This window comes from Pseudoalteromonas sp. ESRF-bin5, from assembly GCF_002632075.1.
Lineage (GTDB): Bacteria > Pseudomonadota > Gammaproteobacteria > Enterobacterales > Alteromonadaceae > Pseudoalteromonas > Pseudoalteromonas marina.
This window is the reverse complement of the sequence record NZ_NTLW01000295.1, coordinates 1-8805: the sequence shown is the minus strand read 5'-3', so window position 1 is coordinate 8805 and position 8805 is coordinate 1. Positions and strand designations below refer to the sequence as shown.

General features: G+C 37.4%; 11 protein-coding genes. 5 read left to right on the top strand and 6 right to left on the bottom strand.

What is annotated here, in order from left to right:
• Positions 1–316 precede the first annotated feature (316 nt).
• The 4 genes from BCG07_RS18270 to BCG07_RS18255 all read right to left on the bottom strand — a co-directional run bounded on the left by BCG07_RS18270 (position 317) and on the right by BCG07_RS18255 (position 2766).
• Positions 317–940, bottom strand: a complete 624-nt coding sequence (locus BCG07_RS18270) for a hypothetical protein (protein ID WP_286891426.1) — start codon at positions 938–940, stop codon at positions 317–319.
• Positions 941–1056: 116 nt separating this feature from the next.
• Positions 1057–1788, bottom strand: coding sequence for an FRG domain-containing protein (locus BCG07_RS18265; protein ID WP_286891425.1), 732 nt, complete (start codon positions 1786–1788; stop codon positions 1057–1059).
• Positions 1789–1887: 99 nt separating this feature from the next.
• Entirely contained in the window at positions 1888–2298 is a 411-nt protein-coding gene (locus BCG07_RS18260; RefSeq protein WP_286891424.1) for a hypothetical protein, read from the bottom strand.
• A gap of 117 nt (positions 2299–2415) precedes the next feature.
• Positions 2416–2766 carry a hypothetical protein gene (locus tag BCG07_RS18255; protein WP_286891422.1) on the bottom strand — a complete coding sequence of 117 codons (351 nt, stop codon included), beginning with the start codon at positions 2764–2766 and terminating at the stop codon, positions 2416–2418.
• Positions 2767–3015: 249 nt separating this feature from the next.
• Between BCG07_RS18255 and BCG07_RS18250 the strand changes: the two genes are divergently transcribed.
• The 3 genes from BCG07_RS18250 to BCG07_RS18240 all read left to right on the top strand — a co-directional run bounded on the left by BCG07_RS18250 (position 3016) and on the right by BCG07_RS18240 (position 5052).
• Complete coding sequence (locus BCG07_RS18250) at positions 3016–3987, top strand: integron integrase (protein WP_286891420.1); 972 nt, start codon at positions 3016–3018, stop codon at positions 3985–3987.
• A gap of 238 nt (positions 3988–4225) precedes the next feature.
• Positions 4226–4744, top strand: a complete 519-nt coding sequence (gene dsbB / locus BCG07_RS18245; protein WP_277053465.1) for a disulfide bond formation protein DsbB — start codon at positions 4226–4228, stop codon at positions 4742–4744.
• Between the two features lie 5 nt (positions 4745–4749).
• On the top strand, positions 4750–5052 hold the full coding sequence (locus BCG07_RS18240; protein WP_286891417.1) for a DUF6170 family protein: 303 nt from the start codon (positions 4750–4752) through the stop codon (positions 5050–5052).
• 10 nt (positions 5053–5062) lie between these two features.
• Here the strand turns inward: BCG07_RS18240 and BCG07_RS18235 are convergent, their stop codons facing one another.
• Entirely contained in the window at positions 5063–5359 is a 297-nt protein-coding gene (locus BCG07_RS18235) for a ComEA family DNA-binding protein (protein WP_138740467.1), read from the bottom strand.
• 317 nt (positions 5360–5676) lie between these two features.
• Here BCG07_RS18235 and BCG07_RS18230 point away from each other — a divergent pair, with 317 nt between their 5' ends.
• On the top strand, positions 5677–5991 hold the full coding sequence (locus tag BCG07_RS18230; RefSeq protein WP_008127619.1) for a YebG family protein: 315 nt from the start codon (positions 5677–5679) through the stop codon (positions 5989–5991).
• Positions 5992–6062: 71 nt separating this feature from the next.
• Here the strand turns inward: BCG07_RS18230 and putP are convergent, their stop codons facing one another.
• Entirely contained in the window at positions 6063–7541 is a 1479-nt protein-coding gene (gene putP / locus BCG07_RS18225; RefSeq protein WP_008127617.1) for a sodium/proline symporter PutP, read from the bottom strand.
• A gap of 359 nt (positions 7542–7900) precedes the next feature.
• Here putP and BCG07_RS18220 point away from each other — a divergent pair.
• Positions 7901–8805, top strand: a 905-nt coding sequence (locus BCG07_RS18220) for an EAL and HDOD domain-containing protein (protein WP_286891414.1), incomplete at its 3' end; no start/stop codon positions are given.

The window sequence follows — 8805 nt, the reverse complement described above, 5'->3', positions numbered from 1 at the left end:
ATTGAACCACGAACATAGACTGAAGACAGGTGCCACGACGAAATAAGTAAGGTCTGCTCTGTTACTAGAAATAGTAATAACCAACGAATATCAGCAAGATAACCGACGACATTACTTGCTTCATCCTATGTATTAACTCGCTCTAATTCGAGCTAAAATAATTATGGCTTAAAAAGTTAGGCAAGGATCAGTGCGTTTAATTTGACAATGGGAGTCATACCAACGCCTCACTAAGAGGCAAATAATAGTTGGTTAAAATAAGCGACGAAGGAGCAAAAACCAACTGTTATTTGTCCTTTTGAGTGCCTTGTTAGTTTTACTTATGCTGCTGGGCTATTTCTTTTGCCAGTTCATAGCTATTACAATTAAAGTCTGCCAGTTTTGTAATAACTACCCAAGTAGTTTTTTGCGAAAAATCGTGCTCAGTGAAGCGCTGCAAAAAACTAGTGCCCAACGCCTCTATCGTATTTGGTATTTCTAATATCTCTGCATTGCTAATTGTCTCACAATTCAACGCTACTTCTTTTTGATAGCTATATAAATCTCGTGCCACAGACTCCTCTTTAGCCCAAATTTTTGAAATTAAGTTTAATTTTCCATTTAGGAGTTCTTTCAACTCATCTTTCATTATATCTGAGGTTTTTTGAATAGCCTGTGTAGAGTCTTTTGGAAGCTCAGGCTTACTTTCAAGTTCGTTGAGCAACTCAACAAGAGAAACTGGCTTTTTAGGATAATCAGTATCAGGCTTTCCAATCACACACCAATAATCATCGTTGTAACTACTGTGACAAAAGACAACCATAAGGATAGAGGATGTATAACAAATTGATGTTTCATCTCTAAAAGTTTTCGGTGGTTTGCTCTCAAAACCAAACTGCTTTAAGAATTGAAAGCTCTTATGAATATTATCTATAAATACTTGGCTAGATTGAAACACCATACTTCCTTGTAAAACTAACGCCGCATTAAGCGGACTAAAATTGTGGGTTATAATGTGTAGCGAAGCGAAACGTAACCCACTGTTTTAGTTCCGTTTAAATGCCTTGTTAGCTGTATTTATATTTCATCTTCAAGTTTAGAAAATCTTCTTTCTAAGTGTTGACACAAACCATCGATATCTGGGAAAACAGTTGAATGATTCACACCCATCATTTTTAATGATGCTCTTATAGATGAAAAATTTTCCGCTGGAACTATTAATTTAGTTAATCTTTCTCTAAATGTTGCATTACTTTCAAATTGAACCACTTTTCCACTGGAATCAATTCGATGCGCAGTAAACACTCCTGCCTGAGCTGATATTCTTTTCGAAACCACTCTGGAGCGGAAAATTTTAGTTACTTTATTCTTTAATGGATCATCAAATTTTTCTGTATCTCTAAAATCTGAAATATCAGTTTTTAAAACCCAAACGATTCCGTTTGCACTATCGTTGGGTGGATTTTGAACTGCAAACCAAAGGGCAACTAATGCACTATATGTCCAATCCAATAATCTAGTCGGTAACCCGTGATGTTGTGCAAGAGCTAACCAATCCCAATTATCTTTTGGCTCAAATTCAGCTAAAGGTAAAGAAGCTCTTTTAAACTCATCTAACATGAGTTTTTCAATTTTTTTAATATTACCATTTAGGTTGAGTCTTGCTAATTTTGGAAGTAATTTTTTATCTTCCCTTTGTCCACGGAAAAGTAATTCAGAGTTGTTACCTGAGACCTCATGTTCATATTTAAGTGTTTCAATTCTCGTAATGAATTCCGCTAATGTTTGAATTTCATTTAACTCTGACATAGTCGAATACACTCCTCTTACAGCTAACGCCCCAAGCAGGGGATTTTGTGAGTGTTTTGGCCGTAGGCCAGCGAGCAAAATTCCCGCTGACTTGGCTTGTTAGCTGCCCATTTTAGATACAACAATTTGTAAATCCTCTGGGAAGCCTGAATGTGAGCCAAAACCGATTATGGTATTACATTTTTCAATAGCGATACCACCACTCGACATTGCTTGCATCACTTTGCGACCAGCGATATTAACACCCGATTTTTCAACTGCTGCAAATTTTGAAGGTTTACCTAAAGATGAATAGTAAGTCTCAACCTTTCCAATTACGGACTTGAAAAAAGTATTCGACCTATTTGCTTCTTCACTCAACTCAGGAAATTGCTTAGCACATAAGCCAACTTCAGCCATAAACGAGTAGACAGCACCAGATAAATGCAGCACTTCACTCTCTTCCAATTCCGAACAAAAAACTGAATATGGAGCGAGTAAAACTAAATATAAAAATACTTTAAACTTCATGCCTTCTCCGTCTGCAGCTAACTTCCAAATATGGGGCGCAAACGCGCGGGGCATAATAGCGAAGCGCCCCGCGTGTTTGTGTCCCAGCGAGCGTCAGCGAGTGCCATAATTTGTTTGTTATGTTTCACTTGCTTGATATTCCGCTAGTTCTTTTTGCAAAAGTGCTATGGTTTTCACGGCTTCAAGATTTTGCCGAGCTACATCACCTTTATACGATGTAAGAAAAGCCGAAACCTTTTTTATTATTTCATCTTGTTCAGAGCTTGATACATTTTTAGAAAATGATAAATCCAGTGTTGGAACGCTGGGTTCGGGACTGGCCGGAAATTTTTTAAGAGTATCCTTTACCATTTCCTTCCATAATTTTAGGACTTTTGGGTTCGGATGAAAAAGCTCTCTATCTATTATTGTTTCATTTTGATTGGCCTTAAAAGCATCTAGGCTGGTAATGTCAATTATGTTGCTCATGTTCGGTTTTCCTCCGTGAAACATAACATGTTTATAGCGAGCTAATCGCGCGTATTTCTACCATAGCGTAGCTCGTTTTCTTATTGGTTTATTTTTAACAAACTTGCCAACTAATTGCCAGTGTTATTAAAATTCATACATGCGCGTTTTCTTCTCAGTATAAAACGAGCGACTGGGTCGTTTTCTTGACTATGCGAGCGACTGAGCTATAACTGTATATACATACAGCATCAATTCGATGGATTGAAAATGAAAACTCGTTCTGCGTATTTAAATTACATTGCGGACTATATGCTCACCCGACAGTATTCATTAAGAACTATTAATGCTTATTTGAGTTGGATCACAAACTTTATTCACTTTCACAACAAACGCCACCCAAGCTCAATGGGAAATTCAGAAGTCGAAGCGTTTTTGGACCATATTGTATTAAAACGTAACATGTCAGCTAAAACACAAAGTGCAGCTTTAAATGCACTAGCTTTTTTATATAAACATATTGTCAAAAATGAACTTTCGTTAAACTTGAACTTTGCTCGAAGTAAACGACAACCCAAATTACCTGCAGTAATGACACCCGATGAGGTCAAACAATTGATGATTCATCTATCTAAGCGATATTACTTAATCGTGGGGTTGATGTATGGTAGCGGCCTGCGAGTGATGGAAGCTGTGCAACTGCGAGTAAAAGACATTGATTTTGATTATAAATGTATTCAAATTTGGAACGGGAAAGGCAATAAGCATCGTATTGTTACACTTGCAACTGAGTTACTCCCGTTACTTAGAAATCAAATAATGCAAGTTGAAGAATATTTGCAATTAGATTTACAAAACGAACAATACGCAGGCGTATGGATGCCAAACGCTTTAGCTCGTAAGTATCCGTCAGCTAACAAATCACTCGCGTGGCAATACTTATTTCCTTCCTATAAATTAAGTAGTGATCCAGAAACTGGCGAGATACGGCGTCATCACTTCCATCCTACATGTGTTAGAAAAGCGGTTAAAAAGGCATTAAAGCAAACCAATATTACAAAGATTGTGACGCCTCATACCTTTCGTCATTCTTTTGCAACACACTTATTACAAAGTGGAGCAGATATAAGAACGGTGCAAGCTCAGTTAGGTCATACAGATGTTAAAACCACGCAGATTTACACTCATGTTTTACAGCAAGGGGCAAACGGTGTTGTTAGCCCATTAAGCAAAATTTTCTAGCGTAAAACCCACCGTGAGGCAAAAATAGGCAAAGCGCCTGTTTTTTAGTAGTTAAAATATAAATCCATCAAAACCACAATATGCATAAAAACATATCACCGAGTATTTCAACATAGCCTTTTAAAGTGCAGGGACATTTTTTGCAGGGTAACAATAAAACTTTTTATATACCTCTTTTTGTTGCCGCGTACTTTTTCGTGCGTCATAATCTAACGCCTTATTTATTAGCGGACTTTTTATGAACTGGCTTGCGCATTTACCGACTCAACGAACACCTTGGCTTTTATTCACTGCGATTGTTTTTATGCTAGAAGTAACCGCATTGTTTTTTCAATATAAAATGGGGTTAGCGCCCTGCATTATGTGTATTTATCAACGTACCGCGGTGTTAGGATTACTTGGCGCGGGTATTGTTGGGTCAATTAATCCACAAAGTAAAATAATGCGTATAGTTGCTTACATTGCTTGGGGTGTATCGAGCATTTGGGGGTATTTAATTGCCCGTGAGCACATAGATATGCAAACAACAACAGATCCGTTTGCGTTTAGCTGCGAGTTTGAGCCTAACTTTCCATCGTTTATGCCGCTGCATGAATGGATACCGAGCTTTTTTGAAGCCACTGGCGATTGCGGTAACATAGATTGGGAATTTTTATCGCTCAGTATGCCCGCTTGGATGGAAATTATTTTTGGGCTATTCGCTCTAACATTTTTTATTGTATTAGGTAGTCGCTTAATACTAAAAAGAACGGTTTAATAATTATGTTTACCTTTTTTTCTAGCCAACTTAAACAGTTGCAACATTTAAAAATACGCGAGAGACAGCTTGTTATAGCACGGTCTTTATCAATGCTGTCACCTACCGACCGCGTATTACTGCGTATTATAAAGATATTGCTATTAAGCCCGTTGTTTTTAATATTTACACTTTTTGAAGGTTGGATAATCATTCCCTTTTTAATACTCGGAGGGCTTTTTTATCCGTTATTAACCTCTCCGGTCGATATAAATTTTGCCAGAAAAAACCTAGACGAAGCACTACAACAACATGAAAAGGGCGCTTAGCGCCCTTTTGCTAAAGTTTAACTTTTCCTTCTAACTTAGCCATTACTTTTTTGCCAATTCCCTTCACTTTGGCCAAGTCCTCAAGGCTTGTAAATGAACCATTTTCATCTCGGTAATTTACTATTGCTTGTGCTTTCTTTTTACCAATTCCAGGAAGTTTAGCCAACATTTTTGCATCTGCATCATTAATACTTACCGCTTCGATGGGAGCCATAGATTTGCTCACTTCAGGTAATTGCGCGTAAGAAGTAGTAATGGGTAGGATACTTAGCAAACTTGCTATAAGTAAAAGTTTAAATATTTTCATTTATTCGTCCTTATTGTCCATTTTAGAACATATTTATTTTAATTATTAGGGAAGACCATAAATGACAAACGCGAGGCTAGCCACTTTGGAAGTACCTAAATGCATTATCACTTTTATCCGAAATCCTTAAAATGCAGCTGGTACAACCAAGTGATATATTAAATAAAGTTAAGTTACCGTTTTTTGTCAAATTTAAGACACTTAAAAATTACAACTCTGCGCTTGCATATTTACTTGCAAACCTTTACTGTATATAAAAACAGTAATCTTATGGTTTTTTATAAACCACAGTGCCAAGCAAGTTTGCAGGAGAAATCATGGCTGTTGTTGTTAAATATGTTGTAGAACGAAACGGAGTCGAGCGTATGACGTTTACTACTAAAAAAGAAGCTGATGCCTATGACAAAATGCTAGACATAGCAGAATCACTTGAGCTGATGCTAGAAAAAGTAGACGTGCCATTGAGTGAGCAACAAATAGAATCGCTTGCGTTAGAAATAGCAAAAAGTAAAGACGACTTTATGTCGGTACTTAAAGGTGCCAAAGAGCCTACGACTAAAGCGGCAAGTAAAAATAAAAAATCAGATAACGTTGCATCTATTGACGATAACAACGCTAAACAAGCAAGCTAAACATTTTGCAAATAAAAAGGGAGCAACTTAGTTGCTCCCTTTTTTATAGCTTTTATAAAAACGAATATTAATTAAAGCTCTTTTTCAACTTCATCAAATAACGTTGTTATATCTGAGTTAGGCTCATTGGTTGCTAAACTTACAACTACAATAGCAATACTTGCAAGTATAAAGCCTGGGACAATTTCGTACATTACGCTACTTAAACTTTCACCGTTGATTGTGAATGGGCCGTAAATCCATAGTAAAACAGTAACTGCACCCACAACCATACCTGAAAGCGCACCCGCAAAGTTCATACGTTTCCAGTAAAGGCTAAACAATACAAGCGGGCCAAATGCAGCACCAAAGCCAGCCCATGCATTACTCACTAAGTCTAAAATAGAACTGTCTCTATCGTATGCGAGGTAAATAGCAAGTATTGCAACAATAGACACACTAATGCGCCCTACTAGTACAAGCTCTGCGTCACTGGCTTCTTTACGTAAAAATGTTTTGTAAAAATCTTCAGTTAGTGAGCTTGAGCTTACTAATAGCTGAGATGAAATTGTACTCATTATTGCAGCTAATATTGCCGCAAGTAAAAAGCCAGCAATAAGTGGATGAAACAACAGCTCTGACAGGATCAAGAATATAGTTTCAGGATCATCCACAACTATATTGTTTTCATAAGTGTATGCTGCACCAAAAATACCCGTACCTACCGCACCAATTGCAGCGACAATCATCCAAGACATACCAATACGACGTGCTGTTGGCATATCTTTAACACTGCGCACCGACATAAAGCGAACAATGATATGTGGTTGACCAAAGTAACCCAAGCCCCACGCCATTGCTGAAATAATACCTAGCGCAGACCCTGCGCCTATCCAACTTAGCATGTCTGGATTAACACTGTTTAGGGTTGACTGCAGTGGTTGCTCTAATAAAGAGTAAGCTACAGCGGGTACTAAAATAAGTGCAATAAACATAATACAGCCTTGCACGAAGTCAGTTAAGCTAACCGCTAAAAAGCCGCCAAAGAGTGTATACAAAACAACAACACCCGTTGTGATGTATAGCCCCATTTCGTAGCTTAAGCCAAATGAGCTTTCAAATAGTTTACCACCGGCAACAACACCTGAAGAGGTATACAGTGTGAAGAACACAATAATTACAACAGCCGACACAACACGGAGTAAATTTGATTCATCGTTAAATCGGTTAGAAAAGTAATCAGGGATGGTAATAGAGTCATTCGCTTTTTCAGTGTAAACCCTTAAACGCGGCGCGACTAAAAAGTAGTTTAACCATGCACCGGCAATTAAACCAAATGCAATCCATGTGCTACTTAAGCCAGTAACAAACATGGCGCCAGGTAACCCCATTAAAATCCAGCCACTCATATCTGAAGCACCCGCTGAGAGTGCTGCAACACTTGGCGACAAGTTTCTACCACCCAGCATATAACCAGAAACATCACTTGTTGACTGCTTATAGGCATATAAACCAATACCTAACATAACAACAAAATATAGTGACAATGAAATGATCATTCCTGTTTCCAAATTCGCCTCCATAAAACAATTAAAAGTAGCAGGCTTTTGATCCGAATATTGACTCTTAAAATTTTATAATAAAGTCACTATTAGGATAAAAGCATTCCTTCGGACTATATCATGCTTGTAACAAAAATCTCTATTTGTTGTATTTTCTTAGTTTAAAAATAATCATGTTGAAAACAATTGCTAAAAAAACTTTTTTACACGCTAAAAAATAGCCAAACGCTTTTATTTAATAATGATATTTTATTATTTAGTAAAATATACAGCATGCTATTTTGTATGTTTTCTAATATATTATTACAATAGCGACTGACTCGACTGACACGACTGACACGACTGACACGACTGACACGGATTTTTTTATGTATTTTTATGCTGCGCGCCAACCTATTTTAAATCGTGATAAAGAGCTTATTGGTTATGAGCTTTTATTTCGTGATGGCGTGGATAATGTATTTCCCAATATAGATGGTGACGAAGCAACTACACGCTTAATTGAAGGCAGTCAGTTTAACTTTGGTTTAGAAGACTTAACCGATAACAAACCCGCTTATATTAACTTTACACTAGAAACCTTACTTAAGGGTTACCCTACCCTGTTAGGTAAAGATACCATTGTTGTAGAAATACTTGAGACAATTCAACCGGGTAAACGTTTACTTGCGATTGTTAAAAACCTTAAAGACAAAGGCTACACCATCGCGCTCGATGATTACATTCACCAGCCGGTATGGCGCCACTTTTATCCGTTTATCGATATTATTAAAATCGACTTTTTAACGTGTGATTTAGCAACAATAAAAACCATTATAAAAGAGCTAAAGGCGCACCCTCATATAAAGCTTTTAGCTGAAAAAGTAGAAACGTACGAAGCATATAGCTTAGCGTTAGATCTTGGCTTTGATTATTTTCAAGGGTTTTTCTTTTCAAAACCAGAAATGGTACAAAGTAAAGCGTTACCACCATCAGAAATGGCACTTGCAGAATTACTTTACCAAACGTCAAGCGTAGAGATGGACCTAAAAAAAATCACCGATGTATTTGAGCGCGACGTAAACCTATCTTACAAACTGCTCAGATACTCAAACTCAGCAGCCTTTACACGACGAGCTGAAATAAGCACAATAAAACAAGCACTTATTGTTTTAGGTGCTCAAGAGATCAAAAAACTTCTCTCTTTGTTATTTGCTGCACAAGTATCGGCTGATAAACCGGTAGAGTTAATTAGGCTATCACTTACACGCGCTCGCTTTTGTGAGCTGTTAGC

What these genes read in the sequence shown, in the direction of transcription:
- BCG07_RS18270 (WP_286891426.1), bottom strand. Translation starts at nt 940, where the DNA reads ATGGTGTTTCAATCTAGCCAAGTATTTATAGATAATATTCATAAGAGC.
- BCG07_RS18265 (WP_286891425.1), bottom strand. Translation starts at nt 1,788, where the DNA reads ATGTCAGAGTTAAATGAAATTCAAACATTAGCGGAATTCATTACGAGA.
- BCG07_RS18260 (WP_286891424.1), bottom strand. Translation starts at nt 2,298, where the DNA reads ATGAAGTTTAAAGTATTTTTATATTTAGTTTTACTCGCTCCATATTCA.
- BCG07_RS18255 (WP_286891422.1), bottom strand. Translation starts at nt 2,766, where the DNA reads ATGAGCAACATAATTGACATTACCAGCCTAGATGCTTTTAAGGCCAAT.
- BCG07_RS18250 (WP_286891420.1), top strand. Translation starts at nt 3,016, where the DNA reads ATGAAAACTCGTTCTGCGTATTTAAATTACATTGCGGACTATATGCTC.
- dsbB (WP_277053465.1), top strand. Translation starts at nt 4,226, where the DNA reads ATGAACTGGCTTGCGCATTTACCGACTCAACGAACACCTTGGCTTTTA.
- BCG07_RS18240 (WP_286891417.1), top strand. Translation starts at nt 4,750, where the DNA reads ATGTTTACCTTTTTTTCTAGCCAACTTAAACAGTTGCAACATTTAAAA.
- BCG07_RS18235 (WP_138740467.1), bottom strand. Translation starts at nt 5,359, where the DNA reads ATGAAAATATTTAAACTTTTACTTATAGCAAGTTTGCTAAGTATCCTA.
- BCG07_RS18230 (WP_008127619.1), top strand. Translation starts at nt 5,677, where the DNA reads ATGGCTGTTGTTGTTAAATATGTTGTAGAACGAAACGGAGTCGAGCGT.